Source organism: Streptomyces sp. NPDC024555 (assembly GCF_055559335.1).
The window spans coordinates 1-26,330 of record NZ_JBVHKV010000026.1; the positions used below are offsets into that span (position 1 = coordinate 1).

22 protein-coding genes are annotated in these 26,330 nt (G+C 71.3%); 6 read left to right on the plus strand and 16 right to left on the minus strand.

The annotated features are described in order from the left end of the window. Positions 1-266: 266 nt before the first annotated feature. Together ACZ4FH_RS32615 and ACZ4FH_RS32620 are read right to left on the minus strand one after the other, a co-directional pair. Positions 267-1,133, minus strand: coding sequence for an ABC transporter permease (locus ACZ4FH_RS32615; protein WP_467309393.1), 867 nt, complete (start codon positions 1,131-1,133; stop codon positions 267-269). After that, entirely contained in the window at positions 1,130-2,038 is a 909-nt protein-coding gene (locus ACZ4FH_RS32620) for an ATP-binding cassette domain-containing protein (protein WP_467309394.1), read from the minus strand. The genes ACZ4FH_RS32615 and ACZ4FH_RS32620 overlap by 4 nt, the downstream gene beginning before the upstream one ends. 133 nt (positions 2,039-2,171) lie before the next feature. Here ACZ4FH_RS32620 and ACZ4FH_RS32625 point away from each other — a divergent pair, with 133 nt between their 5' ends. Next, a complete protein-coding gene (locus tag ACZ4FH_RS32625) occupies positions 2,172-3,389 on the plus strand; it encodes a sensor histidine kinase (protein WP_467309395.1) in 1,218 nt (405 codons plus the stop codon). Further along, positions 3,386-4,060 carry a response regulator transcription factor gene (locus ACZ4FH_RS32630; protein ID WP_467309396.1) on the plus strand — a complete coding sequence of 225 codons (675 nt, stop codon included), beginning with the start codon at positions 3,386-3,388 and terminating at the stop codon, positions 4,058-4,060. Before ACZ4FH_RS32625 ends, ACZ4FH_RS32630 begins: the two co-directional genes overlap by 4 nt. 61 nt (positions 4,061-4,121) lie before the next feature. Here ACZ4FH_RS32630 and ACZ4FH_RS32635 read toward each other — a convergent pair whose 3' ends face one another. Together ACZ4FH_RS32635 and ACZ4FH_RS32640 are read right to left on the minus strand one after the other, a co-directional pair. Beyond that, positions 4,122-4,733 carry a response regulator gene (locus ACZ4FH_RS32635; protein WP_467309397.1) on the minus strand — a complete coding sequence of 204 codons (612 nt, stop codon included), beginning with the start codon at positions 4,731-4,733 and terminating at the stop codon, positions 4,122-4,124. After that, positions 4,730-5,911 carry a sensor histidine kinase gene (locus ACZ4FH_RS32640; protein ID WP_467309398.1) on the minus strand — a complete coding sequence of 394 codons (1,182 nt, stop codon included), beginning with the start codon at positions 5,909-5,911 and terminating at the stop codon, positions 4,730-4,732. Before ACZ4FH_RS32640 ends, ACZ4FH_RS32635 begins: the two co-directional genes overlap by 4 nt. A gap of 144 nt (positions 5,912-6,055) precedes the next feature. Here ACZ4FH_RS32640 and ACZ4FH_RS32645 point away from each other — a divergent pair, with 144 nt between their 5' ends. Next, positions 6,056-7,366, plus strand: a complete 1,311-nt coding sequence (locus tag ACZ4FH_RS32645) for an RNA-guided endonuclease InsQ/TnpB family protein (protein WP_467309399.1) — start codon at positions 6,056-6,058, stop codon at positions 7,364-7,366. On the opposite strand, the gene ACZ4FH_RS32650 is transcribed toward ACZ4FH_RS32645, so the two are convergent. The 6 genes from ACZ4FH_RS32650 to ACZ4FH_RS32675 form a co-directional block, all read right to left on the minus strand. Continuing rightward, positions 7,317-8,072, minus strand: a complete 756-nt coding sequence (locus tag ACZ4FH_RS32650) for an ABC transporter permease (protein WP_467309400.1) — start codon at positions 8,070-8,072, stop codon at positions 7,317-7,319. The two genes, ACZ4FH_RS32645 and ACZ4FH_RS32650, sit on opposite strands and share 50 nt — an antisense overlap. After that, on the minus strand, positions 8,069-9,004 hold the full coding sequence (locus ACZ4FH_RS32655; protein ID WP_467309401.1) for an ABC transporter ATP-binding protein: 936 nt from the start codon (positions 9,002-9,004) through the stop codon (positions 8,069-8,071). Before ACZ4FH_RS32655 ends, ACZ4FH_RS32650 begins: the two co-directional genes overlap by 4 nt. 164 nt (positions 9,005-9,168) lie before the next feature. Continuing rightward, a complete protein-coding gene (locus ACZ4FH_RS32660; RefSeq protein ID WP_467309402.1) occupies positions 9,169-11,409 on the minus strand; it encodes a peptidoglycan binding domain-containing protein in 2,241 nt (746 codons plus the stop codon). 337 nt (positions 11,410-11,746) lie between these two features. Continuing rightward, complete coding sequence (locus ACZ4FH_RS32665) at positions 11,747-12,196, minus strand: DUF6113 family protein (protein WP_467309403.1); 450 nt, start codon at positions 12,194-12,196, stop codon at positions 11,747-11,749. Then, on the minus strand, positions 12,193-13,092 hold the full coding sequence (gene mshB, locus ACZ4FH_RS32670) for an N-acetyl-1-D-myo-inositol-2-amino-2-deoxy-alpha-D-glucopyranoside deacetylase (protein WP_467309404.1): 900 nt from the start codon (positions 13,090-13,092) through the stop codon (positions 12,193-12,195). The genes ACZ4FH_RS32665 and mshB overlap by 4 nt, the downstream gene beginning before the upstream one ends. Positions 13,093-13,164: 72 nt before the next feature. Continuing rightward, complete coding sequence (locus ACZ4FH_RS32675) at positions 13,165-13,359, minus strand: hypothetical protein (RefSeq protein WP_450685140.1); 195 nt, start codon at positions 13,357-13,359, stop codon at positions 13,165-13,167. A 210-nt stretch (positions 13,360-13,569) separates the two neighbouring features. Here ACZ4FH_RS32675 and ACZ4FH_RS32680 point away from each other — a divergent pair, with 210 nt between their 5' ends. Then, complete coding sequence (locus ACZ4FH_RS32680) at positions 13,570-15,651, plus strand: S9 family peptidase (protein WP_467309462.1); 2,082 nt, start codon at positions 13,570-13,572, stop codon at positions 15,649-15,651. 3 nt (positions 15,652-15,654) lie between these two features. On the opposite strand, the gene ACZ4FH_RS32685 is transcribed toward ACZ4FH_RS32680, so the two are convergent. The 6 genes from ACZ4FH_RS32685 to ACZ4FH_RS32710 all read right to left on the minus strand — a co-directional run bounded on the left by ACZ4FH_RS32685 (position 15,655) and on the right by ACZ4FH_RS32710 (position 22,972). Continuing rightward, positions 15,655-16,728 (minus strand): hypothetical protein, encoded by a 1,074-nt coding sequence (locus tag ACZ4FH_RS32685; RefSeq protein ID WP_467309405.1) that lies wholly within the window; start codon positions 16,726-16,728, stop codon positions 15,655-15,657. Positions 16,729-16,948: 220 nt separating this feature from the next. Beyond that, positions 16,949-18,349: an ABC transporter ATP-binding protein gene (locus tag ACZ4FH_RS32690; protein WP_467309406.1), complete on the minus strand. Its 1,401-nt coding sequence runs from the start codon at positions 18,347-18,349 to the stop codon at positions 16,949-16,951. Next, the gene (locus ACZ4FH_RS32695; protein WP_467309407.1) at positions 18,339-19,316 is read right to left on the minus strand and encodes an ABC transporter ATP-binding protein; all 978 of its coding nucleotides are present in this window, start codon (positions 19,314-19,316) and stop codon (positions 18,339-18,341) included. Before ACZ4FH_RS32695 ends, ACZ4FH_RS32690 begins: the two co-directional genes overlap by 11 nt. A 13-nt stretch (positions 19,317-19,329) precedes the next feature. Continuing rightward, a complete protein-coding gene (locus ACZ4FH_RS32700) occupies positions 19,330-20,304 on the minus strand; it encodes an ABC transporter permease (RefSeq protein ID WP_467309408.1) in 975 nt (324 codons plus the stop codon). After that, positions 20,297-21,220 (minus strand): ABC transporter permease, encoded by a 924-nt coding sequence (locus tag ACZ4FH_RS32705; RefSeq protein ID WP_383634586.1) that lies wholly within the window; start codon positions 21,218-21,220, stop codon positions 20,297-20,299. Before ACZ4FH_RS32705 ends, ACZ4FH_RS32700 begins: the two co-directional genes overlap by 8 nt. Before the next feature lie 120 nt (positions 21,221-21,340). Continuing rightward, entirely contained in the window at positions 21,341-22,972 is a 1,632-nt protein-coding gene (locus ACZ4FH_RS32710; protein ID WP_467309409.1) for a peptide ABC transporter substrate-binding protein, read from the minus strand. 420 nt (positions 22,973-23,392) lie between these two features. On the opposite strand from ACZ4FH_RS32710, the gene ACZ4FH_RS32715 reads away from it, so the two are divergent. Together ACZ4FH_RS32715 and ACZ4FH_RS32720 are read left to right on the plus strand one after the other, a co-directional pair. After that, positions 23,393-24,427 carry an ABC transporter permease gene (locus ACZ4FH_RS32715; RefSeq protein WP_467309410.1) on the plus strand — a complete coding sequence of 345 codons (1,035 nt, stop codon included), beginning with the start codon at positions 23,393-23,395 and terminating at the stop codon, positions 24,425-24,427. An 81-nt stretch (positions 24,428-24,508) separates the two neighbouring features. Then, the gene (locus tag ACZ4FH_RS32720) at positions 24,509-26,275 is read left to right on the plus strand and encodes an ABC transporter substrate-binding protein (protein WP_467309411.1); all 1,767 of its coding nucleotides are present in this window, start codon (positions 24,509-24,511) and stop codon (positions 26,273-26,275) included. Positions 26,276-26,330: the final 55 nt, after the last annotated feature.

Genomic DNA, 26,330 nt, shown 5'->3' on the forward strand with positions numbered 1-26,330 from the left:
ACGGCTTCGAAGCACCCGTCAAGCCCGGCGTGAAGTTCCACGACCTGCTCGTCGTCTCCCTCGGCGGCCAGGGCCAGTACGAACACGTCATCAACGACACGGGTTCACCGACGTCGGGCACCTCCACGGTGCCCTCGCAGGTGGTGTCCTTCCCGTAGCGGAGCAGGGCGGTGCGCTCCCCCGCCCCGCCCGCCGCACCCTCCACCTCGTGCGCCCCGCCGGTCATCGGCGGGGCGCACCGCCGTCCGGTGCGCCGGTCCCGGGGCTCAGTGGTCGCGGCGGCCCACCGCCAGGACGGACACGGCACAGGCCGCCGACAGCCAGAGTGCGCAGACCGTCCAGGCCCCGGCCTCGCTCCACGGGAACATCTCGGGCGGTCCGTTGCGGACGGCCGTCTCGGTGAGGCGCTGCCAGGCGGTGAACGGCAGGGTGTGGGCGAGCACCGCCGTCAGGTGGCGGCGTTCGCTGAGGAACACCGGGACGAGGATCAGCAGCACCACACCCGCGACGACGGAACCCGCGGTGTGCCGGATCACGGTGCCGATCGCCAGTCCGGTGAGCGCGGCGACCGGGGCGAGCAGGGCCGAGGCGGCGACGACCTGGAGCGCGCCCGGATGACCGAGGGGGACACCCGCGCCCCGGGCGTCCAGGACCGCCTGGGTCGCGGCGAACGAGGCGAAGGAGACGGCGGCGCCGAACACGGTGGTGACGGCGGCCAGGACGAGGACCTTGGCGGCCATCACCGAGCGGCGGGCCGGCACCGCGGTGAACGTGGTGCGGATCAGCCCGGTGCCGTACTCCGCGGTGACGCCCACCGCGCCGATCGCGGCCAGGGCCAGGAGCAGCACCAGCGCCGCGTTCGCCGTGAACGCGGTGACGAGCGGGAGGCCGTCGCGGACGAACGAGGCCCGGCTCCCCTCGTCGTAGGTGTTCCAGTACCGGTACTGGTCGTACGCCGTACCGACGTTGAACGCCACGACGGCCGACGCGGTGATCACGTACATCCAGGGCGTGGACCGCAGCGACCAGGTCTTCAGCCACTCGGCGGCCAGCAGATCGCGGAAGCGGGCGGGGGGCGCGTCGCGCGGGACGGGCTCCGCGGCGGCGGGGGCGGTGGGGGCGGTGGCCGTCATCGGGGGTCTCCGGCGAGGTAGTCGACGCGGTCGGCGGTCAGTTCCATGAAGGCCTGCTCCAGCGAGGCGCGTACGGGGGTGAGTTCGTGCAGCGGCACACCGTGCCGCAGGGCGAGTTCGCCGATCCGGGCGGCCGGCAGGCCGGACACGTCGAGCAGGTCGCCCTCGGCGGTGACGTCGGCGCCCTCGCCGGTCAGGAGCGGGGCCAGGACCGCGGCGTCGGGGGTGCGCACGGTCACGGTGGTGCGGGCGGAGCGCGCGGCGAACGCGGACAGGGGCTCGGCGGCGATGAGTTCGCCCCGCCCGATGACGACGAGCCGGTCGGCGGTGTGCTCCATCTCCGTCATCAGATGGCTGGAGACGAAGACCGTGCGCCCCTCGGCGGCGAGCCGGCGGAACAGTCCCCGCACCCACAGCACCCCTTCCGGGTCGAGGCCGTTGAGCGGCTCGTCGAAGAGCAGCACCGGAGGGTCGCCGAGCAGGGCCGTGGCGATCCCGAGGCGCTGGCGCATCCCGAGCGAGTAGCCGCCGATGCGACGGCCCGCCACGGCGGCGAGGCCCACCTCCCCGAGGAGTTCGTCCACCCGGGCCCGGGGGATGCCGTTGCCGCGCGCCAGCATCGCGAGGTGCGCGCGGGCGGTCCGGCCGCCGTGCACATCGCCCGCGTCGAGCAGCGCACCGGCCTCCCGCAGCCCGCGCGCATGGGTGCGGAAGGCCCGGCCCCGGACGGTGGCCGTGCCCGAGGTCGGCTCGACCAGTCCGAGGAGCAGGCGCAGGGTGGTGGTCTTGCCGGCCCCGTTGGGCCCGAGGAATCCGGTGACCTCGCCCGGCCGTACGGTGAACGTGAGGTCCCTGACGGCCGTGGCGGAGCCGTATCGCTTGGTCAGTCCGTTGACTTCGATCACAGGGACCACTGTGGGACGCGGGACCCCGGCACGTCGTCGGACCTGCGGCGACAGCCGGCCGGCCCGGATGTCGACCCGGGCTGTACGACCGCGGTCCGATGCCGGGGCGGCGTGCGGTGGCTACGATCCCGGCATGTCCCCCTCGCCCTCCCTCCCGCTGCTCAAGCGCATGCCCCCGGCTCACTGGGTGACGGCGGCGTGGTGCGTGGGCGTCCTGCTCACCTTCCTCCTGCGGGTGCGGATGCCCGGGGAGGTGGAACCGTCCGCCAGGGCCGGTGTGCTGTTCCTGCGCTGGGACGGCATCGCCTTCCAGTTGGTCTCCTGGATGCTCGCCGTACGGGGCGCCGTGCTGCTGGAGCGGCGGCCGCTGAGGGCGCTCGCGCTGGTCCTCGCCGCCGCCGCGTTCGCCACCCTGCCGCTGAGCGTGGCGGAGATCCCGCTCGCCCAGTTCCTCGCGGCCGACGCCGCGCTGTACTTCATCGCGGCGCGGCTGCCCCGGCGCACCGCGGCCCTCGCCCTCGCCCTGGCGCTCGGCACGCTCCTCGTCTTCCTCACCGTGCGCGGGCTCATGGGATGGCCGCTGGGCACCTCGGCGGAGCTGGTCGTCGCGCTGACCGCGGTGGTCGCCTGGCTGGTGGGCCGTTCGGCGTTCGAGACGCGCCGGCACGGCGAGGCGCTGGCCGCGCGCGCGGCCGCCCAGGCCGTGGTCGAGGAGCGGCTGCGGATCGCGCGCGAGATGCACGACATGGTCGCGCACAGCGTCGGCATCATCGCCCTCCAGGCGGGGGCGGCGGCCCGGGTGGTGCACACCCGGCCCGACGCGGCGCGCGAGGCGATGAGCGCGGTGGAGACGGCGGGCCGGGAGACCCTGTCCGGGCTGCGGCGGCTGCTCGTCGCGCTGCGGGAGAGCGGGCCGGAGGACCGCGGGACGGAGCGGGACGCCTCGCCGCTGCGCCCCGCCGAGGGCCTCGACGACCTCGACCGGCTGGCGGCCGCCACCACCTCGGCGGGGGTCCGGGTGGAGCTGACCCGGCGGGGCGAACGCCGTCCGCTGCCCGCGGACATCGAGCTCTCCGCGTTCCGCATCGTGCAGGAATCGGTGACGAACGTGGTCCGTCACGCCGCGGCCGACGCGTGCCTCGTCTCCGTCGACTACGGCCCCGAGGAGCTGACGGTCCAGGTCACCGACCGGGGCCGGGGCACGGGGGCCGCCGCACGGCCCGGTTTCGGCCTGGCCGGGATGCGGGAGCGGGTCGCCCTGCTGCACGGCGAGTTCAGCGCGGCGCCGCTCGCGGAGGGCGGATTCCGGGTGACGGCCCGGCTGCCCGTGCCGACGGGCGCGTCCGTATGAGCGGGGAGGCGCCCGCGCCGGTCCGGGTCCTGCTCGCCGACGACCAGCCGCTGGTGCGGACCGCGCTGCGCATGGTGATCGCCGACATCGAGGACATCGAGGTCGTCGGCGAGGCCGGAACGGGCGACGAGGCGGTCCGGCTGACGGCCGAACTGGCCCCCGACGTCGTCGTGATGGACATCCGGATGCCGGGAACGGACGGCATCGAGGCGACCCGCCGGATCACCACGGGCACGGCCGCGACGCACGTCCTGATGCTCACGACGTTCGACGACGACGCGTACGTGTACGGGGCCCTGCGGGCCGGCGCGGCCGGGTTCCTCGTCAAGGACATGGCCCTGGACGACATCCTGGCGGCGGTCCGGGTGGTGGCGGCGGGTGACGCGCTGCTCGCCCCGGGCGTCACCCGGCGGCTGATCAGGGAGTTCGCGAACCGCCCCGCCGTCGCGCCGCCGCCCGGGCCGCTGCCGGCGATCACCGACCGGGAGCGCGAGGTGCTGGTGCTGGTCGGCAGCGGGCTCTCCAACGCGGAGATCGCCGAACGGCTCGTCATCAGCATCGCCACCGCCAAGACCTACCTCACCCGGCTCCTGGCCAAGCTCGGGGCCCGGGACCGCGTCCAACTGGTGATCATGGCGTACGAGGCGGGGCTGGTGTCCACCTCCCGGTGAGGGGCGGGACCCGGGGCGTGCCGGGCGTCACCGGGCGGGCGGGACTCTCCGGACGCGCTCCCTACAGCCAGCCCTTCTCCCGGGCCAGCCGGACCGCCTCGGCGCGGTTGCGGGCGGCCATCTTCTGGATGGCCATGGAGAGGTAGTTGCGGACCGTGCCCTGGGACAGGTGCAGGGCGGCGGCGATCTCCGCGTTGGTCGAGCCGTCGGCGGCGACGCGCAGGACGTCGCGTTCCCGCTCGGTCAGCGGGCTGGCTCCGTCGGCGAGGGCGGCGGCGGCGAGGGTCGGGTCGATGACGCGTTCCCCGGCGAGCACCTTGCGTACGGCCGCGGCGAGTTCGGCGGCCGGCGCGTCCTTGACCAGGAAGGCGTCGGCGCCCGCCTCCATCGCCCGGCGCAGATAGCCGGGGCGGCCGAAGGTGGTGACGACGACGACCTTGACCCCGGGGTGGGTCCGGCGCAGTTCCGCGGTCGCCTCGATACCGGTCATGCCGGGCATCTCGATGTCCAGGAGGGCCACGTCGACCTCGTGCGCGCCGGCCGCGGCGACGACCTCGTCGCCCCGGGCGACCTGGGCGACGACCTCGATGTCCGGTTCCAGGCCGAGAAGGGTCGCCAGGGCCTCGCGGACCATGGACTGGTCCTCGGCGAGGAGGAGTCTGATCATGCTCATTCCCGGGATCCTAGGCCGGATTCCAGAGGAACGGTGAGGACGGTGCTGAAGCCCCGGCCGGAGCGCGGATCGGCGGAGGTGCTCAGGGTTCCGTCGACGGCGGCCAGGCGCTCGGACATGCCGGTGAGGCCGTTGCCCGGTTTCGTACCGGAGGAGCCCCGGCCGTCGTCGGTGACGGTCAGTTCGAGGATGCGTCCGCCGAGGGTCTGGCGGGGCGTCAGGGTGACCGCGCAGCGGCGTGCGCCGCTGTGCCGCACCACATTGGTGACGGCCTCGCGCAGCGCCCAGGCCAGGGCCTCCTCGGCCTTCTCCGGGACGTCGTCGGGGGCCTCGGCCGGGACCTCGGCGGTGATGCCGGCGGCGGCCAGCGCGGTGCGGGCACCGGCCAGTTCGCCGGGGAGCGTGGGGCGGCGGTAGCCGGTGACGGCGCTGCGGACGTCCACCAGGGCCTGGCGGCTGACCTGTTCGATGTCGGCGACCTGGGCGGCGGCCTGTTCCGGATGGTCGGGCAGCATCCGCCCGGCCAGCTCGCTCTTGAGCGTGATCAGCGAGAGGGAGTGGCCGAGCAGGTCGTGCAGATCGCGGGCGAGGCGCAGCCGCTCCTCGTTGGCGGCGAGCTGCGCCACGGTGGCGCGGGCCTCGCGCAGTTCGATCGTGGTGCGGATCAGCTGCCGTACGCCGGTCATCGCGAAGCCGCCGATGAGCGCGGGGACGAGCAGCGCCGGGATGATGGAGCGCGGATGGTCGCCGGCCAGCGCGATGCCCACCAGGACCGCGCCGACCACGGGGATCAGCCACCGCGCGTCCCGTATCGGCAGGGTGGCGCCGACGGAGACCGAGACGTACACGAACAGGACCAGCCAGGGGGTCCCGAAGGTCAGCGAGAGCAGGACGGCGAGCGCCCCGAGGACGAGGAGGGTGGCCCGGACCCGCAAGGGGTCGAGCGCCCGCGAGGTGTGGCGGAAGACGAGGACCAGATAGGTCCCGACGAAGACCAGCAGCCCCAGGGTGCCGAGGGCGGTGGCCCAGGGCGTGTGGTTGCCCTCGGCGAGATCCTTGACGGGGGCGCTCATGAAGGCCAGCCAGACACAGATCCACAGCAGTTTGATCCGGGTCTGCCGGGCGTTCGTGGGCGGTCTGCCGATGCCGGGGGACCGCTCGTTCTCGTCCTCGTTCACCTTGATTCTCCCAGGATGCCCCGTCCTTCAGGGCGGGCAGGAATGGGTTCTTGGTGCGGAGCCGCGAAGCGGCGGAGTTCGCTGCGCATCGGTCTTGAGCTGCACTTTCCTTCGTTGTCAGTGGGGGCTGTTAGGTTGCGGATCATGGCGGCAAAAGCGGCAGTTGAGCAGGTTTCCGGGCTTGCCCGGTACACCTTCCGGCTGCGTGTGTCGTCTGCCGCGCTCGCTCGGCTTGAGGGTGAGTGGGCGCGGTGCCGGTGGGTGTGGAACGAGTGCGTGGCGATGTCCCGCAAGGTCCACGCCGCGAACCGGGACGCGGCTGAGAAGGCGACGTGTGGTCCGGGCCGGCTGGACAGACTGCTGACGGAGGCGCGGCGGTCCATGGCGTGGCTGCGTGCGGGTGCGTCGGTGCCGCAGCAGCAGACCATCCGTGATTTCGCCACGTCCCGGGCCAAGGCGGTCAAGGACGTCAAGGCGAAGCTGCCGGTTCGGCGGCGGGCCGGGATGCCCCGGATCAAGCGCAAGCGGGACGCACGGCCCACGCTGAACTACACCCAGCGCGGCTTCCGTCTGAAGGAGGGCCGCCTGCACCTCGCGGGCGGCATCGTCCTGACGGTCGTGTGGTCCCGCGAGCTGCCGTCCGTACCTTCCAGCGTGCGGGTGTACCGGGACAGCCTCGGGCACTGGTACGCGTCGTTCGTCGTCACCGCCGAACCCGAACCGCTCCCCACCACGGGGCGCGTGCTCGGCGTGGACTGGGGTGTGAAGGAGACCGCCACCACCACATCCGAGGCCCACGACCTGTCCCACCCCGGACACGGGAAGAGTGCGGCGCGGAAGCTGGGGCGCTATCAGCGGATGATGGCCCGCCGCCGCCCCGCGAAGGGCAGGGCCGCGTCCAAGGGCTACCGCAACGCCCGACGCCAGGCGGCGAAGCTGCACAAGAAGGTGGTCCGGCAGCGGCAGGACACCGCCCGCAAGTGGGCCAAGTCCGTCGTCCGCGACCACGATGCCATTGCCGTCGAAGACTTCCGCCCGAAGTTCCTGGCGAAGACCACCATGGCCCGCAAGGCCGCCGACGCCGCGATCGGCACCACCAAGACCGCCCTCATCGAAATGGGGCGTAAGCACGCACGGGACATTCGTCTCGTGCATCCCGCGCACACCACCATGGAGTGCGCGTCGTGCGGAGCGAGAACCAAGCACGCACTTCCTCTTTCGGAACGTACCTACACCTGCACCGCGTGCGGAGCCGTGTCCCCGAGGGACAAGAACTCCGCGCGCGTGATGCTGGTCCGGGCTGGTCTCAACCCGGCTGGTGCCGATCGTGTAAGAACCGGTGGACCGCTGGTCCCCGGCCAACGTGAGCCAGGAATCCCCGCGCTTCTTCAGGGCGGGGAGGATGTCAAGCCTTCAGGGTGTCCTTCCGGTAGAGCCAGGCCGCGCCGCCCGTGAAGAGCAGGAAGTAGGCGCAGAGGACGGCGATGTCCCTGGCGTGGGGTGCGCCGCCGGTCTCGACGGCTTGGCCGAGTGCAGCGTACGCGTGGGTGGGCAGCCACTGAGAGATGTTCTGGAGCCACTGGGGGAAGGTGGTGCTGGGCATCCACAGTCCGCCGAGGATCGACAGCCCGAAGTAGATGATCATGGTGATCGGGCGGACGGCGTCACCGCTGGCGACGTAGCCGATGGCGACCCCGAGCGCGGCGAAGACCAGCGAGCCGGCCCAGATGACGCCGGTGAGCGCGAACCACTGCCAGGCGTCGACGCGGACGTGCTTGACCGTGGCGGCGACGAGGAAGACGACGACGATGCAGGGCAGCGTCACCATGGCGGCGCCGGCGATCTTCGCCAGGACGTAGCCCCGGCCGGGCAGGGCGGTCAGGCGCAGCTGGCGCACCCAGCCCTTCTCGCGCTCCTTGGCGATGCGTTCGCTGTTGCCCATGAGAACGGCGGTCAGCGCGCCGAAGGAGGCCATGGAGACCATGAAGAAGCCCTGGAGGGTCAGATCGGAGCCGGGCACCGTGTCGGTGGTGTTCCGGGTGCTGGAGATCAGCAGGTAGATCACCGACGGGTAGATGACCGAGAAGAACATGAACTTCTTGTTCCGCAGGGTGCGGGTGACTTCGAGCCGGACGAGCGGCCACGAGAGAAGCTGGTTCATGCGGTTCTGGCCTCCTCGGCCTCGGTGAGGGCGACGAAGGCCTGTTCCAGGCCCAGTCCGGCGACTTCGAGCTCGCGCGGGTAGAGCCCGAGGCCGTAGAGCGCGTGCACGGTGGCGTCGGCGTCGTGCGACTGGATGCGGACGCGGGAGCCGCTGACGTCGAGCCGGGTCAGGTGCGGCAGGGCGCGCAGGGCGTCCTCGTCCACGGGGGTGTCCAGGGCGAAGGAGATCCGGCGGGCCCCGGCCCGTGCCTTGATCTCGGCGGCGGTGCCGTCGGCGAGGATCCGGCCCTTGTGGAGGACCAGGACGCGGTCGGCGATGGCGTCGGCCTCTTCGAGGTAGTGGGTGGCGAACAGCACCGTGCGGCCCTGGTCGGCCTGTTCGCGCATGGTGGCCCAGAAGGCCTGGCGGGCGGTGACGTCCATGCCGGTGGTCGGCTCGTCGAGGACGATCAGGTCGTTGGCCCCGGCGGTGGCGAGCGCGAAGCGGACGCGCTGCTCCTGGCCGCCGGAGAGCTTGTTGACCAGGCGGTCGGCGAGGGAGGTGATGCCGGCGCGGGAGAGCACCTCGGCGACCGGATGGGGCCGGGGGTGCAGTTCGCAGGCGAGCCGGACCAGTTCCCCGACGGTGACGTCCTCCATCAGTCCGCCGCTCTGGAGCATGGCGCCGACCCGGCCCGCGGCGATGGCCGCCTCCGGGGTGGTGCCGAAGAGCCGCACGGTGCCGGTGTCGGCGGTGCGCAGCCCGAGGAGGAGGTCGAGGGTGGTGGACTTGCCGGCGCCGTTGGGCCCGAGGAGCGCCACGGTCTCGCCGGGGTGCAGGTCCAGGGTGAGCCCGTCGACGGCCCGTACGGCTCCGAAGGCCTTGCCGACCCGGTCGAAGCGGACGGCCGCGGTCCGGGCGGCCGTGGCTTCGGTGGCTGTCGTTGTCATACGCCAAGACTGGCGCGGCGGGGGGTGTCCCCGGCAGGGCCGGGGATCGTGGATCCGCGATGACAGATGTCATGCCCCGGGGGTGACGCCGGTGTGCGGCCGGGGGTACGGCTCCGCCCCCGGCCGGGTGGGGCCGGGGGCGGAGGCGTGCGGTGCGGGTGGGGTCAGCCGTTGCCGCCGAGGTCGATCGTGACGGTCCGCTCGGCCTGGGTCTTGCCGAGCAGCGCGCCCTTCATGGCGAAGGCCACGTCGTCCGGGCCTACCTCGTGCTTCGTGCCGTTGCCCTTGGTGATCATGATGCCGTCGAAGACTCCGGCGCAGAGTTCCTCGATGGCCTTCTTGTCGTAGTGGTCGACGAGCTTTCCGTCGACCGGCACCATCGAGAGGATCTTCGGCAGGGACTTGGCCGGTCCGAAGGGGATCTGCTTGGACCCGGCCTTGATGGTGATCAGACCGGACATCGCGGGCTCCGCGAACTCCTTCATGGCCCGGTCCAGTTCGGCCTTGGTGATGGTGGGTTCGCGGGTGGTGACGGGCAGTTCGACGGTCTTCGTCCGCCCCGTCTCGACCTGCGCCCGGTACGCGTCGCGCACCGAGACCATCGACTGGTTGACGTCGAGGGTCTTGCCCGCCTTGCCCGGTACGGCGACGGCCTTGCCGGGGACGAACTCGATCCGGCCCTCGGTGGCCGTGCCGGAGGCGCCCGCCAGGTCCTTCAGGGCGACGCCGAGCTTCTCCTCGTCGACCGGGATGACCGGGTCGACGGTGCGCGCGCCGCCGAAGAGGGAGCCGATGACGGAGACGGGGTTGTAGTCGCTGCCCGCCGCCGCGCGGACGGTCGCCTGGCTGTCCAGGGAGAGGCCGGCCTTGTCGGGGGCGAGCTGGGTCTCCTTGCCGTCCACGGTCAGCTGGAGCGGGGCCTTGGACCGCTCGCCGAGGGCGGCGTCCAGCTTCTGGACGGCGTCGTCCCGGGTGCCGCCGCCGATGTCGACGCCGAGCACGGTGGTGCCCTTGGCGACGTCGGAGTGGTTCATCAGCAGCCCGGCGCCGTAGGCGAGGCCGAGCACGCAGACGGCGGCCACGCCGAGCATGACCAGCTTGGAGCGGCCCTTCTTCGCCGGGGCGGCCGGGGCCGCCGGGGCGGGGCGGGCGGTCTGCGGGGCCTGGGCGGCGAATCCGCCGGGGCCCGCGGGGCCGGTGCCCATGGCGCCGTCCGAGGTGCGCGGACCGGTGTCGGCGCCGGGGAACGGGGACGGGCCCCCAGAGGGTCCGCGGTCCGCGGGCACCACGGGGATGCCGCTGTTCAGCGTGTCGCCCGAGACATGGGCGGCCGGGGGCGCCGGGGCCTGCGGGGTGAGCACGGCGGTGTCGTCGGACATCCGGGGCGGCACACCGCCGGGTCCCTGCGGACGGCCGCCCGGCCCCTTGGGACCGGTCGGCGCGAACGGGGAGCGGGCGTCCAGGTCCGGGGTGAGCGGGGAGGTGCCGGTGGCCGGGCCCGTGGTGGGGCCGGCCGGGCCCGGCGTACGGACCCCGAGGTTCGGCGTGGAGCGCGGCCCGCCGGGGCCGTCGGGGCCGAAGCCCTCGGGTCCGGGTGCGGCCGGGCCGTCGGAGTGCTGCGGACCGTCGGAGAAGTAGGGCAGGTCGACGCGGGGGCCGCCGGGCGGGGTGACCGGGCCGGGGCCCCGTCCCTCGCCGGGACCGCCGGGCGCGTCCGGTCCGGACGGACCGTCACCGAGGGCCGAGGCACCGTGCGCGGAGAAGCCCGCACCGTCCGTGCCACCGGGGCCACCGGCGCCGTTGACGGAGAAACCGGCACCGTCCGTGCCGCCCGCCCCGTTGACGGAGAAGCCCGCACCGTCCGTGCCGCCGGGACCACCGGCGCCGTTCGCGGAGAAACCGGCGCCGTCCGTGCCGCCCGGACCGGCCGGCGCGGTGCCGGCGGGCGCGGGGGCCGCGGCCACGGGCTTGCGCGGGGCGAACCAGTCGCTGCCGCTCTTCTCCTTGGCCGGCTTCTCGGCGGGATCGGTCACCACCGCGGTCTCACCGGTGTCCTGACCGGCCGTCTCCGACGCCGGGGCGCCGTCGGCCGCGGCGGTGCCCGGACGCGGGGTGGAGCCGGTGCGCTCGGCACCGCCCTCGCCCTCCGTCATGGGCGTACGCATGACCACCGGCGGGATGGGGCGGGACCCTGGAATGTTGATCCGGATCCGCGTGGTCAGGGTCGTCTCGGTCTTCGGTTCCCCGGCCGCGGACGGCTCGCCCGGCTCCGGGGAGTCCTCGGGGGCGTCGGACGGGTGCAGCGACGGATACTGGCGGGATCCGTACGGCGGCGTACCCGAGGGGTACGCGGCTCCACCGCGCCCCTGGGGCCCGGAGGACGAACTGTCAGTTTCACGACTCAAAGCAGGTTCTCCCGATTGGCTCGCCGCCCGTACTCTCCCCGTGCCACGGCACGGGGGACGACCAGAAGGTTGCCGGAGATCTTGGCCGGATCAGGAAAGCGGCCGCTGGCGCGTGCAGCTGCGAGGCGCCGGAGCGTCCTCATAGCGGAGCTATTAGGGCGTTCGGTGACGCCGCAGATGTGCGTGCCGGGCCCGCGAGCCCGGTCAAGATCTTCAGCACCCGACTAGGCGCGCGGACCACCATACTGTCCGCCGCCGACAGACACCCCGCGACCGGGGGAAACGAGTGCGCACCGGCCGGGCGGGACAGGGGCGCGACGGGAGGGGACGTGGCACGTCACTTGCCGGATGGGCCGCCGTCCGCCCCCGGCCGGGGCACCCGCCCCATGGTGGCGCAGATCACAGCGATGGCCATTCCCCCGAGCATGAAGAGGATCAGACCCAGCTCGTTGCCGAAGACGTAGTCGCCCTCCGGGCGGCCGCCCAGCAGAAAGATGACCGAAATCAACCAGCCCGCCGCGGGGGCGACGGCCCCGGGCTGGGTGCCCGTCAGCACGCGTCCGCCGTAGAAGAGGCCGCCGGCCGCGAGCAGGGCCAGCAGCAATCCGCCCGGGAACCAGGCCGCTTGGACCAGTGTCCCGGCGATGCCGGTGCACGCGCCGATCACCGCGAGGACGAGCAGGACGGCGATCCGGCGGGGGTTGAGGGGCGCGGCCAGTCCGGTGGCCGGAACGTCCCGGGGCGGGGCGTTGGTCCGGGCCGCGGCCCGCGAGCGGTCGGTGCTCACAGGTCGGCCTCCGTCAGGCCCGCGAAGAGGTCGGTCTCGCGGGCGCCGCCGGTGGCCCCCGGGGTGCCGTCGGCCAACTCGTAGTACTCGGTGGTGAACAGCGGCTGGCCCAGATCGTTGGAGAGCGCGAACCAGGGGCCGTCCACCGTGATCTGGGTGGCGTGCGCGCGCATCGCGGCGGCCTTGGCCCCGCCGTACGCGCCCGCGTCGATCTCGGTGGTGATCAGGGCGTCGTCCACCACACCGGGGACGTCGCCGACGGCGGCGACGCCGGGGAACGGGGCGGGGTCGGCGGCCCGCAGCCGGGCGAAGCCCTCCTCGGCGACCGTGCGCGGCACCCGGTTCCAGTAGATCTTGGCGATGGTGTGCGGGGCTCCGGAGCCGGGGCGGTGGGCGGGGTCGGCGGCCAGTGCGGCGGCGCGGGTGGCGACCCGGTGCGCCTGGATGTGGTCGGGGTGTCCGTAGCCGCCGTCGGGGTCGTAGGTCACGAGCACCTGGGGGCGGACCTCGCGGATGACGTCCACGAGGTGCCCGGCGGCCTCGTCGAGGGAGGCGGACCAGAAGGCGCCCGGCCGGTGGTTCGGCGGGGTGTCCATCATGCCGGAGTCGCGGTAGCGGCCGGCGCCGCCGAGGAAGCGGTGGTCGGTGACCCCCAGCTCCTTCATGGCGGCGGCGAGTTCGCCGCTGCGGTAGGGGCCGAGGGAATCGTCCCGGTCTGCCGTGAGATGGGCGAGTCCGGGCGGAATGACCTCGCCCTCCTCGCCGAGGGTGCAGGTCACCAGCGTGACCCGGGCGCCCTCGGCCGCGTACCTGGCCATGGTGGCGCCGTTGTTGATCGACTCGTCGTCGGGGTGCGCGTGCACCAGGAGCAGACGCCGGGCGGGAAGATCCGTCATGGGGACCACCCTACGAGCCGGTGGCCCCGGTGGCGGACGGCGGCGCCGGACGGCGCCGGGCGGCCGCGGGCGTCAGAACTTGATGCCCCCGATCATTCCGGCCACGTTGGTGGTCAGCTCGGAGATGGTGGGGGCCACGGACGAACTGGCGAGATAGAAACCGAGGAGCATGCAGACGACCGCGTGACCGCCCTTCAGTCCGGCTTTCCGGATCAGCAGGACGACGACGATCGCCAGCAGCACCACCGCCGAAATCGAGAGCGCCACGGCGGTCACCTCCATCTGTACGGTCGGAACGGGCAGCACGCGTGGAGCCAGCAGGTTCATACCCACCGAGCGCTACGGATCATAACTATGAGTGCGAAGGCATTGGTCGGCGCACGGCAGCACGAGGGGGGCACGGACCGGTGTTCCGGCCGATAGGTTCGGCATATGACTACGCCAGAGATCACCTTCCCGTCGCAGTCCGCCCGGACCATGCGATTCACCCTCGGTGCACCGCGCGCGTTCACGGTGTCGCCCGACGGTGAGCGCGTGGTCTTCGTCAGGACGGGGTCGGGGACCGACCGGAGCGGCAGGCTCTGGGTGCTGGACCTGAGCGGCCCCTCGGGCCCGCGGGAGCGGCTCGTGGCCGATCCGGAGGTCCTGCTGGGCGGTTCCCGGGAGCGCCTGTCGGCGCAGGAGCGGGCCCGCCGCGAGCGGAGCCGCGAGGGCGCGTCGGGCATCGTCGGCTACGCGCTGGACGGGGCGGCCGAGTTGGCGGCCTTCGCGCTCTCGGGGAAGGTGTACGTCGCCGGGCTGCGGTCCGGTACGGCGCGCGCCCTGCCCGTGCCGGGTCCGGTGATCGATCCGCGCCCCTCCCCGGACGGACGACACGTCGCATACGTGTCCAAGGGCGCGCTGCGGGTCGTGGGCTCCGACGGCGAGGGCGACCGGGCGCTGGCCGAGCCGGAGGACGGCCATGTCTCCTACGGTCTGGCGGAGTTCGTCGCGGCGGAGGAGATGGCCCGCACACGCGGCTTCTGGTGGTCACCGGAGTCGGACCGGCTGCTGGTGGCCCGCGTCGACGACAGCGCGGTGCGGCGCTGGTGGATCTCCGATCCGGCCAACCCGGAGCAGCCGCCGGCCGAGGTCGCCTATCCGGCGGCCGGCACCCCCAACGCCGAGGTGCGGCTCTTCGTCCTGGGGCTGGCCGGGGAGCGCACCGAAGTGATCTGGGACCGTGGCCGGTTCCCCTATCTGGCCCGGGTGCACTGGTCGTCGGACGGGGCGCCGCTCCTGCTGGTCCAGGCCCGTGACCAGCAGAGCCAGCTCTACCTCGCGGTGGACCCGGAGAGCGGGGCGACCCGGACGGTGCACGCGGACGAGGACCCGGACTGGCTGGAACTGTTCCCCGGGGTGCCGGGCTGGACGCCCGACGGACGGCTGGTGCGGATCGCGGACGAGGGCGGTGCGCGGGTCCTCGCGGTCGGCGACCGGCCGCTGACCGGGGCCCAGTTGCAGATCCGCTCGGTGCTGGACATCGGCGCCTCGGACATCCTGGTGACGGCCTCGGCGGGTGAGCGGGCGAGCGCGCCGGAGACCGGCGAGACCCATGTGTACCGGGTCAACGAGCTGGGCGTCGAGCGGGTCTCCGAGGGCGTCGGCGTGCACACGGCCGTCCGGTCCGGCGGGGTCACGGTGCTCGTCTCCACCTCGGTCGACGCGCCCGGATCGACGGCCCGGGTGCTGCGCGACGGCAAGCCGGTGGCGACCGTGGCCGACCACGCGGAGCGACCGGTGCTGTCCGCCCGGCCGGTCCTCACCGAGGGGGGCGCACACCGGATTCCGTGCGCCGTGCTGCTCCCCACCGGGTACCGGGACGCGGACGGTCCGCTGCCCGTGCTGATGGATCCGTACGGCGGACCGCACGGCCGCCGGGTCCTCGCCGCCCACAATCCGCATCTGACCTCGCAGTGGTTCGCGGACCAGGGCTTCGCCGTGGTGGTCGCAGACGGCCGGGGCACCCCGGGCCGCTCCCCCGCCTGGGAGAAGGCGGTCAAGCACGATCTGGCGCTCACCCTCGACGACCAGGTCGAGGCGCTGCACGCCCTCGCGGAGCGGTTCCCGCTGGATCTGGACCGGGTGGCGATCCGGGGCTGGTCGTACGGCGGCTTCCTGGCCGGGATGGCCGCGCTGCGGCGCCCCGAGGTCTTCCACGCGGCGATCGTGGGCGCCCCGGTGACCGATCAGCGGCTCTACGACACCCACTACTCGGAGCGCTATCTGGGCGACCCGGCGGAGCGGCCCGAGGTGTACGCGGACAACTCACTGGTCACCGACGAGGGACTGTCCCACGCCGCCGGGCAGGCCCGCCCGATGATGATCATCCATGGTCTGGCGGACGACAACGTGGTCGTCGCCCACACCCTGCGGCTCTCCTCGGCGCTGCTCGCGGCGGGCCGGCCGCACGAGGTGGTGCCGCTGAGCGGGGTCACGCACATGACCCCGCAGGAGAAGGTGTCGGAGAACCTGCTGCTGCTCCAGGTGGACTTCCTGAAGCGTTCCCTGGGGCTCTGAGCGTCACCAGCCGGGCGGCGGCTGCGAGGGCGGCGGGGGCGGTCCGAACCCCCCGCCGCCCTGCGGATAGCCGTAGCCCGGTGTGTGCGGCTGGGCGCCGGGGTCGCGCGCGTAGGAGGAGGGGCCGGCGGGCGGGTAGCCGTAGCCCGGGGAGTCGTAGCCGGGGGTCCCGTAGCCCGGCCCCGGGCCGTAGGGGCTGTTGACCTCGGGCAGGCCCCGGGGACTCAGGACGAGCAGGACCACCAGCGCGACGAAGGTCTCGAAACCCCAGCTCGCGACCATCAGCTGGTCCTCGGTGCCCAGCGAGCCGAAGTGGTCGAAGACGTCCTCGTGCACCGCCCAGATCAGCTGCAGTCCGCCCGAGACCAGCAGCAGCGCCGCGGTCATCAGGCCGAAGGGGCGGGTGTGCACGGCGGGGGCCAGCGCGCTGCCCGCGATGTAGAGCGCGAGGAGGGCGGGGGCGACGGCCGCCCAGCCGGGCGGTGGATCGGTCAGCGCCTGCCCGTAGCCTTCTCCGCCCACGTACCAGTGGGGGAAGAGGTCCGGCCGCACGACCACGTGCCGGATCTCCCAGGCGAGCAGGACCGCGCCCGCGGCGCCGAGCAGCAGGAACGTGGTGACGGCGGCGCCCGGTCCGGGCTTGCCGGGCAGTTCCTCGGTGGTGTCGAACGTCGGCCGCCGTCCGGCCCCGGCGGTGACGAACAGTCCGATTCCGGCGGCGAGGGCCACGAAGGCGCAGATCAGGGCCCGGGAGCGGAGTTCGTCGGAGTAGGCCTGCTCCATCTGCGCACTGCCGATGGTCCAGACGCCCGGCAGGCGCACGGCGAGGGTGACGACCCCGGCGGCGACGAGCGCGCTGCCGGCCGCGGCGGAGCTGAGAGCGGCGACCGCGGTGGCCGCGTACACCACGAGCAGGACCACGTCGGACGCAGAGGTGGTGGGGACGCCGGTGCGGCCGGAATCGCGCCACCCGGCCCAGTAGCGCCACAGATGGTCGATCTCCACGGCCCTGACGTCCCGTACGAGCCAGCACGCGACGATCACGGCGAGCACCGCGCAGAGAGCGGCACCGGTCACTCTTGCACCACGGGTGAGTATCACCCCAGCGATACTCCACGGCACCGGCCCCGGCGACAAGAGGGCGGCCGGTACGGCCCTTTCGGGCAACCGGCCGGCGGGACCCACGTCCCGCCGGCCGGTCCACGGCACCCGCACGGCCGTACGCTCTTCATGCTGACGGGTCCGTATATCGGACGTGCGTCGGGCGGGTTGCCCCCGCGTTAACGGAGGCCGCGGCTCAGATCACCCGGCTGCTGCCGGAGGGCGGCGGCCCGTCGTCCCCGCCCCCGTCCCCCTCGGCCGGCGGCGGCTCCTCGGCGGACGGCTCCCCGGCGGGGGCCTCGTCCTCCGGGGCCTCCCCGGCCGCCGGCTCCTCGGCCGGGGCGGGTTCCCCGGTCGTCGCGGGTTCCCCGGTCGTCGCCGGTTCCCCGGTCGTGGCGGGGGCGGCCGCCCGTGTGGTCTCCGCCAGTTGCTCCGGGTGGTCGACCAGTTCCTCGCCGACCGTCTCCAGGGTGCCCTCGGGGGGCACCACCCGCTTCTCCTCGGCGAAGTGACAGGCGGAGGCGTGCTTGGCAGGGGTGTCGGTGAGCCGGAAGACCGCGGGGACCGCGAGGAGCGGCACCTCCAGCTCGCACCGCTCCTGGGCCTTCCAGCAACGGGTGCGGAAGCGGCAGCCGGACGGCGGCTTGGCGGGCGAGGGCACGTCGCCGTGGAGGATGATCCGCTCCCGGTGCTCGCGCGCCATCGGGTCCGGCACGGGGACGGCGGAGAGCAGCGCCTGGGTGTACGGGTGCGTGGGGTGGTCGTAGATCTCCGCGTCCGTACCGATCTCGGCGAACCGGCCGAGGTACATCACTCCGACCCGGTCCGAGATGTGGCGGACGATGGAGAGGTCGTGCGCGATGAAGACGTAGCTCAGGTGGAACTCGGCCTGGAGCCGGTCCAGCAGGTTGACGACCTGGGCCTGGACGGAGACGTCGAGCGCGGAGACCGGTTCGTCCGCCACGATGATCTCGGGGTTGAGCGCGAGGCCGCGGGCGATGCCGATGCGCTGGCGCTGGCCGCCGGAGAACTGGTGCGGATAGCGGTTGATGTACTCCGGGTTGAGCCCGACCACGTCCAGCAGGTCCTGGACCTTGCGGCGGCGCTCGCCCTTGGGGGCCACCTCGGGGTGGATCTCGTACGGCTCGCCGATGATGTCGCCGACCGTCATGCGCGGGTTCAGCGAGGTGTACGGGTCCTGGAACACCATCTGGATGTTGCGGCGCACGGCCTTCAGCGCACGGCCCGAGAGCTTGGTGACGTCCTCGCCCTTGTAGCGGATCGCACCGGCCGTCGGCTGTTCCAGATGGACGAGCATCCGGGCCACGGTCGACTTGCCGCAGCCGGACTCCCCCACGATGCCCAGGGTCTCCCCGGCGGCGAGGTCGAAGGAGACCCCGTCGACCGCCTTCACCGCGCCGATCTGCTTCTTGAAGAGGATGCCCTGGGTGAGCGGGTAGTGCTTGGCGAGGTCGCGCACCTCCAGGATCGGCTCGCCGCCCGCGTACGCGCTCTCCTGCCGCGACTTGGCGAGCAGGTCGCGGGCCGTCTCGCCCTCCTCGCGGGCTTCCCTGCGCCCCGAGTGGTCAGCGTGCATCGAGCGTCTCCTTCCAGAAGTAGCAGGCGCTCTGACGGTGCTCGGCCACGTCGAACAGCGGGGGCACGTCGGTGCGGCAGACGTCCTGGGCCATCGGGCAGCGCGGGTTGAAGGCGCAGCCCGGCGGGATGTGCAGCAGGTTGGGCGGCAGGCCCTTGATCGCGTACAGCTCCTGGCCCTTCTGGTCCAGGCGCGGGATCGAGCGGAGCAGCCCCTTGGTGTAGGGATGAGCGGGAGCCTTGTAGATCTCGTGGACGGGGGAGGTCTCGACGATCCGGCCCGCGTACATGACGGCGATCTTGTCGGCGACGTCGGCGACCACGCCGAGGTCGTGGGTGATGAGGATCAGGCCCATGTTCAGCTCGCGCTGGAGCTCGGCGAGGAGGTCCATCACCTGGGCCTGGACGGTGACGTCGAGGGCGGTGGTGGGTTCGTCCGCGATGATCAGCGAGGGCTCCAGGGCCAGCGCCATGGCGATCATGATGCGCTGGCGCATCCCGCCGGAGAACTGGTGCGGGTAGTTGCCGACCCGTTCCTTGGCGGCCGGGATCCGTACCCGGTCCATGAGTTCGACGGCCTTGGCCTTCGCGTCCTTGCGGGAGAGCCCGCGGTGCACGACGAACATCTCGCCGAGCTGTTCACCCACGGTCAGCACGGGGTTGAGGGAGGAGAGCGCGTCCTGGAAGATCATGGCCATCTCCTGGCCGCGGATCTTCCGGCGCTCCTCGGCCTTGAGCTTGAGCAGGTCGCGGTCCTTGAAGAGGATTTCGCCGCCGCTGATCTTCCCGGGCGGCATGTCGAGGATGCCCATGATCGCCTGAGCGGTGACCGACTTCCCGGACCCGGACTCGCCGAGCACGGCGAGCGTCTCCCCTTCGGACACCGAGTAGTTGACTCCGTTGACGGCCTTGGCGACCCCGTCGCGGGTGTGGAACTCCACGTGCAGATCGCGTACTTCGAGCAGCATGGCAGCGGACTCCTCAGCGCAGCTTGGGGTCGAGGGCGTCGCGCACCGCGTCGCCGAGCATGATGAACGCGAGCACGGTGACCGCCAGCGCGCCGGCCGGCCAGAGGAGCATGTGCGGGGCGTTGCGGATGTACTGGGACGCGGCCGAGATGTCGATGCCCCAGGAGACGGCCGGCGGCTTCAGGCCGACGCCGAGGAAGGACAGGGTCGCCTCCAGGGAGATGTACGTGCCCAGCGCGATGGTCGCCACGACGATGACCGGGGCGACGGCGTTCGGGGCGATGTGGCGCAGCATCATCCGCCCGTTGGAGGCGCCGAGCGCGCGGGCCGCCTGGACGTAGTCGTTGTGCTTGGCGGTGATCACGGAGCCGCGGGCGATACGGGCGATCTGCGGCCAGCCCAGCAGCACGATGAAGCCGATGACCGGCCAGACGGTGGAGCTGGTGACCACGGAGAGGAAGACCAGACCGCCGAGGACGACCGGGATGCCGAAGAAGATGTCGGTGAGCCGGGAGAGGATCGCGTCCCACGCGCCGCCGAAGAAGCCGGCCAGTCCGCCGAGGACGCTGCCGATCAGGGAGACCCCGATGGTGGAGCAGACGCCGACGGTCACGGAGTTGCGGGCGCCGTAGACGACGCGGGTGTAGACGTCGCAGCCCTGGCCGTCGAAGCCGAAGGGGTGGCCGGGCTGGGAGCCCTGCTGGGCCTTGCCGAGGTCGCAGTCGAGCGGGTCGCCGGAGGCGATGAGCTGTGGCCAGATCGAGATGATCACCAGGAACAGGATGATCAGCGCGGAGATGATGAAGACGGGGTTGCGGCGCAGATCGCGCCAGGCGTCGGACCACAGGCTCTGCGGTTTGGTCTCGGGGCCGGTGCCCTCGGGTCCGCCGGGGCTCTTCTCCAGGGTGTCGCCCTCGTCGAGGGCGAGATCCATCGTCGCACCCGCTCCGGCCGGTGAGATCGCCTCGTCCGGTGTCTGGTCAGGCATAGCGGATCCTCGGGTCGAGTACGGCGTACAGGAGGTCGACGATCAGGTTCGCGGCGAGGAAGACCAGGACCAGGACGGTGACGAAGCCGACGACCGTCTGCGAGTTCTGGCGCAGGATGCCCTGGTAGAGCTGGTAGCCGACGCCGTGGATGTTGAAGATCCGCTCCGTGACGATCGCGCCGCCCATGAGGGCGCCGACGTCCGTGCCGATGAAGGTGACGACGGGGATCAGCGAGTTGCGCAGCAGGTGCCGGACGATGACGCGGCGCCGGGGCAGGCCCTTGGCGACGGCGGTGCGGACGTAGTCGGCGCGGGCGTTCTCGGCGATCGAGGTGCGGGTGAGCCGGGTGACGTAGGCCAGGGAGACGGAGGCGACGACGAGCCCGGGGATGAGCAGTTCGTTGAGCGGGGCCTCGGGGGACACGGACGGTTTGATGACGCCCCACTGCACGCCCAGCAGGAGCTGGAGGAGCAGACCGGTGACGAAGGTCGGGATCGAGATGACGATCAGGGTGAGGATCAGCACGGTGGTGTCGACGGGCCGGCCGCGGCGCAGGCCGGTGACGACGCCGAGGCTGATGCCGATGACGATCTCGAAGACGATCGCCACGAGGGTGAGGCGGATGGTGATGGGGAAGGCCGTCGACATCAGTTCGGTGACCTTCTGACCGTTGAACGCGGTCCCGAAGTCGCCGGTGAAGACGTTCCCCATGTAGGTCAGGTATTGCTGCCACACGGGTTTGTCGAGGCCGAATTCCGAACGGAGTTGGGCGGCGGTCGCCGGGTCGCACTGGCGGTCGCCGCAGAGACCCGCGATGGGGTCACCCATCACGTTCACCATGAGGAAGATCAGCAGCGTGGTGCCGAAGAAGACCGGGATCATCTGCAGCAGCCGCCGGATCACATAACGTCCCATGAAGGGCTCCGGGGGTCGCGGGGTCGGGGGCTCGGGGGGTCGGGGGCGGTCACGGGGACGGGAAGGCCGGGTGGCCGGTGCTCCGGAGGGACCCGGGCACCGGCCACCCGGCCCGGTCCGCTACTTGACCTTGATCTGCTCGTACACCGGGACGCTGAACTGGTTCAGCGAGACGTTGGTGACCCTGTCCGAGTAGCCCGCGCTGCCGTTCTGGTACCAGAGCGGGATGACGGGCATCTGCTCGACCATGACCTTCTCGGCGTCCTGGAAGGTGGAGACGGCCGTCGCCTTGTCGGACTCGGCGTTGGCCTTGTTGACGAGGTCGTCGAACTGCTTGTTGCTCCACTTGCCGTCGTTGGACGAGGCGTTGGTGTAGTAGACGGGCTGGAGGAAGTTCTGGATGAGCGGGTAGTCCATCTGCCAGCCCGCGCGCCAGGCGCCGTGCAGCTTCTGCTGGGAGACCTGGCTGCGGAAGTCGGCGAAGGTGCCGACGGGGGCGCCGACGCAGGCCTTGTTGTTGCCCATGACCTTGTTGATGCTGTTGCAGACGGCGTCGACCCATTCCTTGTGGGAGCCGGTGTCCGCGTTGTACGAGATCTTGAGCTGGCCGCCGGGGATGCCGCCGCCGTCCTGGATCATCTTCTTGGCCTCGGCGGCGTTGTACGTGCACTCCTTGCCGCACAGGCCCTTCTTGAAGCCGCCGTCCTCACCGAGGACCGGGGAGGTCCAGTCGGAGGCGGGGGTGCGGGTCTGCTGGAAGATCTGGTCGGTGATCTGCTGGCGGTTGATCGCCATCGACAGGCCCTGGCGGACCTTCACGGCGCCCGGGGTGTTCCACTGCGGGTCGTAGAACGGGAAGGCGAGCGTCTGGATGATGCCGGCCGGGGTGTTGATGTAGCGGTCGCCGAGGTCCGACTTGACGTTCTTGAGCTGGGAGGCGGGCACGTCGTCGACCAGGTCGAGGTTGCCGGCCGTCAGGTCGGTGTAGGCGGTGTTGTTGTCGGTGTAGACCTTGAGGTCGATGCCGCCGTTCTGCGCCTTGTCGTCGCCGGGGTAGTCGTCCCACTTGCGCAGGCTCATCGAGGAGCCCTTGGTGTACTTGTCGATGGTGTACGGGCCGTTCCCGACCGGCTTGGACACCCAGGCGGCGTGGTCCGTGAAGAAGGCCTTGGGCAGCGGCGCGAAGGCGGGGTAGCCGAGGGTGTCGGGCCAGAGCGAGAACTTCTGCGACAGCTTGACGGTGAAGGTCATGTCGTTGACGACCTTCAGGCCCGACATCGTGGTGGCGCTGGCCGAGCCGCTGTCGGGGTGGACCTTGGTGTAGCCGTCGATGTAGCCGAAGAAGTACGCGTTCTTCTGGTTGTTCTTCAGCAGGGCGCCGTAGTTCCACGCGTCGACGAAGGACTTCGCGGTGATCTTCTCGCCGTTGCTGAAGGTCCAGCCGTCCTTGACGGTGATGGTGAAGTTCTGGTTGTCCTTGGTCTCGATCTTGTCGGCGAGCATGTTCGTCGCCTCGCCGGTCTTCGGGTCGTACTTCTTGAGGCCCCGGAAGATCATGTCGAGGACCTTGCCGCCCTGCACCTCGTTGGTGTTGGCCGGTTCCAGCGGGTTCTGGGGGTCACCCCACGAGGAGCTCACGATCCCGTCGGCGCCACCACCGCCACTGCCGCTGTCCCCTCCGCCGCAGGCCGTCGCCGCCAGGGCTACGGCCACCGCGCATGCGGCCCACTTGACCTGTGTGGCTCCGCGCATGGAGTGCCTCCTCTTAGTGCTCGGTCTCACGTAGAGTCAAATATCACCTCATAGCGGAATCAATGCATCTGTACTACGGCCGAATGTGTCGTTGCGCCGGACGGGTGACCGGACGCCTTTTCAGGGAAACGCGCGCCCGTGCCCCGCTCCGCCGCACGCACACCTGAACCCGGATAACGAAACGGATACACCAGGGATCGGACACCGTGGTCCGGATTGGGTGGATGCGCCGGGTCCGCCGCAGCGCTGTCCAGATGACGAACGATCAAGTTTTGACAAGTTCGGGTCAAGAACTTAAAGACCGGGTATGGACTTGCCTAGCCGATTGACCGCTGTCAACTCGATTGATTGGGTCCAACTCAACCTCTTCTTCACACTCCTCCCACCTGGAGGAAATGTTCGTACGGGGACAGGAGCACGATGACCACGCCATCCCCGACGCCCAGCCTGTCGGTGGAACTGACACCCACCGAAACGGGCGGGGAGTCCCGGCTTACCGAAGGCGCCGGCAAGGGATCCACATCCAGGAGCCCCGGCCGTCTCGCCTGGATCCGCTTCAAGCGTGACAGGACCGGCGTGGTGTCCGCCTGGATCGTCGCGTTCTTCTTCGTGGTCGCGCTGGCGGCGCCCCTGATCGCGAAGCTGTACGGCAAGGACCCGTACACCACCTACGCGAGCGACCGGCCCGAGCTCCTGGACGCGTTCGCCTACCCCTCCGGTCCCAACGGCGGGATGAGCTCCGAGTTCTGGTTCGGCATCGAACCCCAACTGGGCCGCGACGTCTTCACGTTCCTCCTGTACGGCATCCGCACCTCGCTGAGCGTCGCGCTGGCCGCCACCCTGCTGACCACCCTCGTCGGGGTGATCGTCGGGGTCACGGCGGGGTACCTGGGCGGCCGGACCGACTACTTCGTCGGCCGGATCATCGACATCCTGTTGTCGTTCCCGTCCACGCTGTTCTTCATCGCCTTCATGCCGGTCGTCTACGGGCTGTTCGTCGCCCCCGACGAGAACATCCCCACCGCCCTGCGGGCGATCTCGCTGATCCTGGTCCTCTCCGCCTTCGGCTGGGCCTCCATCGCCCGGCTGCTGCGCGGCCAGGTACTGGGCCTGCGTGAGCGGGAGTTCGTCGAGGCGGCCAAGGTCACGGGGGCATCGCCCCGGCGCATCGTCTTCAAGGAACTGCTGCCCAATCTGTGGACCCCGATCATCATCCAGTCCACCCTGATGCTGCCCGCCTTCGTCACGGCGGAGGCCGGACTGGCCTTCCTCGGCGTCGGCATCATCGACCCGACCCCGGACTGGGGCGTCATGATCCAGCGCGGGGCGCAGTTCTACACCGAGGACCTCACCTTCATGCTCTTCCCGGGCCTGTCGATGGTGATCTTCGTCCTCGCCTTCAATCTGCTCGGCGACTCGGTGCGCGACGCGCTCGACCCCAAGTCCAAGCGGTAACCACCTCGTTCCACCCGGCCGCACCACGTCCGTCCCGGCCGGGCCATCCGTTCCGACCGTCCCTGTGAGGCAGGATCACCCATGTCTTTCTCCCGTAGAAACTTCCTGATCGCCACCGGCGTGGTGGCGGCCTCGTCGTCCGTCCTGACGGCGTGCGACAGCGGCGGCGGCAGCGGCAGCAACGGCAAGAAGAGCGCGCCCCCGAAGGTCAGCGACGCCAAGACCCAGGCGATTCCGGTCGGCACCAAGGCCGACTCGACGGGCCCGGCCGCCGAGGTGCCGGGAGCGGTCAAGGGCGGGACGATCTACTCGCTCGACCAGTTCGACATGGACCACATGGACCCGGCGCAGATCTACGTCTCCACCGAGGCCGCCATCACCGTCCCGATCCTGCGCGGTCTGACCGGCTACAAGATCGACAACAAGGGCGGCGCGGTCCTGGTCGGCGACCTCGCCACCGACGCCGGCACCATGAAGGACGGCGGCAAGACCTGGACCTTCACCCTGAAGGACGGCGTCAAGTGGGAGGACGGCTCGGAGATCTCCGGCGAGGACCTCCGCCACACCTTCGAGCGCCTCTTCGCCTCCTTCGTCACCGAAGGCCCCCGCTACGTCCAGCAGTTCATGGTCGGCGGCGACAAGTACAAGGGCCCGTACGACGGCAAGAAGCTGGACTCCCTCGAGGTCGAGGGCAAGACCATCACCTTCCGCCTGAACGAGCCGCGCGCGGACTTCAACTACACGCTGGCCATGCGTGGTTACGCCCTGGTGAACAAGAAGCACGACACCAAGGAGAAGTACGACAAGCAGCCGTTCTGCAGCGGCCCGTACCGGATCGAGAGCCGGAGCATCGGCAAGTCGCTGACCTACGTGCGCAACGAGCACTGGGACCCGGCCACCGACTCGATCCGGAACAACTACCCGGACAAGTACGTCTTCCAGTTCGGCTTCCAGCCGCTGGCCGCCACGGACCGCTTCATCGCGGACTCGGGCAAGGACCAGTACGCCATGGCGATCTTCAACGAGGTCGCCGCCGAGCGCATCGCCCAGGTCCTCACCAACCCGCAGTACAAGAAGCGCGTGCTCAACGCGGTCGACACCGCGACGTACTACTGGCCGATCAACACCACCCGCATCACGGACGTCAAGGTCCGCCAGGCGATCAACTGGGCCTGGCCGCACCAGCAGCTCCAGACCATCCGCGGCGGTGCCTCCAGCACCGAGATCGCCACCACCATCCTCTCGCCGGTGACGCCGGGCTACGAGAAGTTCGACCTGTACGGCGCGACCAAGAAGCCCGGCGGCGACCCCGAGAAGGCCAAGGCCCTGCTCAAGGAAGCCGGCAAGGAGGGCCAGAAGCTGGTCATCGCCTGGCAGACCTCGGACAACGCCCTGAAGCAGGCGGTCGCGGTCAAGAACGCGCTGGAGAAGGCCGGCTTCACGGTCGTCAACAAGCAGATCGACAAGTCGACCTTCTACACCCAGATCGGCAAGATCGACAACGACTTCGACATGTTCGCCGCGGGCTGGAGCCCGGACTGGCCGAACGGCTACTCCGTCTTCTACCCCTGCTGGAGCGGCAAGAACGTCGGCGACGGCCGCAGCAACTACGCGCAGCTGAAGGACCCGAGCGTCGACAAGGCCATCGACGCCGCCTCCGCGATCGCGGACGTCGACGCCGCCAACAAGGCCTGGGGCGCCATCGACCGGCAGATCATGGAGCTGGCCGCGACCGTCCCGGACTACCACCCGCTCCGCAACTGGATGTACGGCTCCAAGGTCGGCAACGTCATCTACGACAGCGCCAACACCTGCGTCGCGCTCTGCAAGCTGTACGCCATGAAGTAGGCCGTACACCCGGGTCCCGCCGTCGGACTCCGCCGCCCCCTGCCCATGGCGCGGG

Excerpts from the sequence above, each read along its gene's own strand:
- ACZ4FH_RS32615 (WP_467309393.1), bottom strand. The coding sequence starts at position 1,133 with ATGACGGCCACCGCCCCCACCGCCCCCGCCGCCGCGGAGCCCGTCCCG.
- ACZ4FH_RS32625 (WP_467309395.1), top strand. The coding sequence starts at position 2,172 with ATGTCCCCCTCGCCCTCCCTCCCGCTGCTCAAGCGCATGCCCCCGGCT.
- ACZ4FH_RS32630 (WP_467309396.1), top strand. The coding sequence starts at position 3,386 with ATGAGCGGGGAGGCGCCCGCGCCGGTCCGGGTCCTGCTCGCCGACGAC.
- ACZ4FH_RS32635 (WP_467309397.1), bottom strand. The coding sequence starts at position 4,733 with ATGAGCATGATCAGACTCCTCCTCGCCGAGGACCAGTCCATGGTCCGC.
- ACZ4FH_RS32645 (WP_467309399.1), top strand. The coding sequence starts at position 6,056 with ATGGCGGCAAAAGCGGCAGTTGAGCAGGTTTCCGGGCTTGCCCGGTAC.
- ACZ4FH_RS32650 (WP_467309400.1), bottom strand. The coding sequence starts at position 8,072 with ATGAACCAGCTTCTCTCGTGGCCGCTCGTCCGGCTCGAAGTCACCCGC.
- ACZ4FH_RS32655 (WP_467309401.1), bottom strand. The coding sequence starts at position 9,004 with ATGACAACGACAGCCACCGAAGCCACGGCCGCCCGGACCGCGGCCGTC.
- mshB (WP_467309404.1), bottom strand. The coding sequence starts at position 13,092 with ATGACGGATCTTCCCGCCCGGCGTCTGCTCCTGGTGCACGCGCACCCC.
- ACZ4FH_RS32680 (WP_467309462.1), top strand. The coding sequence starts at position 13,570 with ATGCGATTCACCCTCGGTGCACCGCGCGCGTTCACGGTGTCGCCCGAC.
- ACZ4FH_RS32690 (WP_467309406.1), bottom strand. The coding sequence starts at position 18,349 with ATGCACGCTGACCACTCGGGGCGCAGGGAAGCCCGCGAGGAGGGCGAG.
- ACZ4FH_RS32695 (WP_467309407.1), bottom strand. The coding sequence starts at position 19,316 with ATGCTGCTCGAAGTACGCGATCTGCACGTGGAGTTCCACACCCGCGAC.
- ACZ4FH_RS32700 (WP_467309408.1), bottom strand. The coding sequence starts at position 20,304 with ATGCCTGACCAGACACCGGACGAGGCGATCTCACCGGCCGGAGCGGGT.
- ACZ4FH_RS32705 (WP_383634586.1), bottom strand. The coding sequence starts at position 21,220 with ATGGGACGTTATGTGATCCGGCGGCTGCTGCAGATGATCCCGGTCTTC.
- ACZ4FH_RS32710 (WP_467309409.1), bottom strand. The coding sequence starts at position 22,972 with ATGCGCGGAGCCACACAGGTCAAGTGGGCCGCATGCGCGGTGGCCGTA.
- ACZ4FH_RS32715 (WP_467309410.1), top strand. The coding sequence starts at position 23,393 with ATGACCACGCCATCCCCGACGCCCAGCCTGTCGGTGGAACTGACACCC.
- ACZ4FH_RS32720 (WP_467309411.1), top strand. The coding sequence starts at position 24,509 with ATGTCTTTCTCCCGTAGAAACTTCCTGATCGCCACCGGCGTGGTGGCG.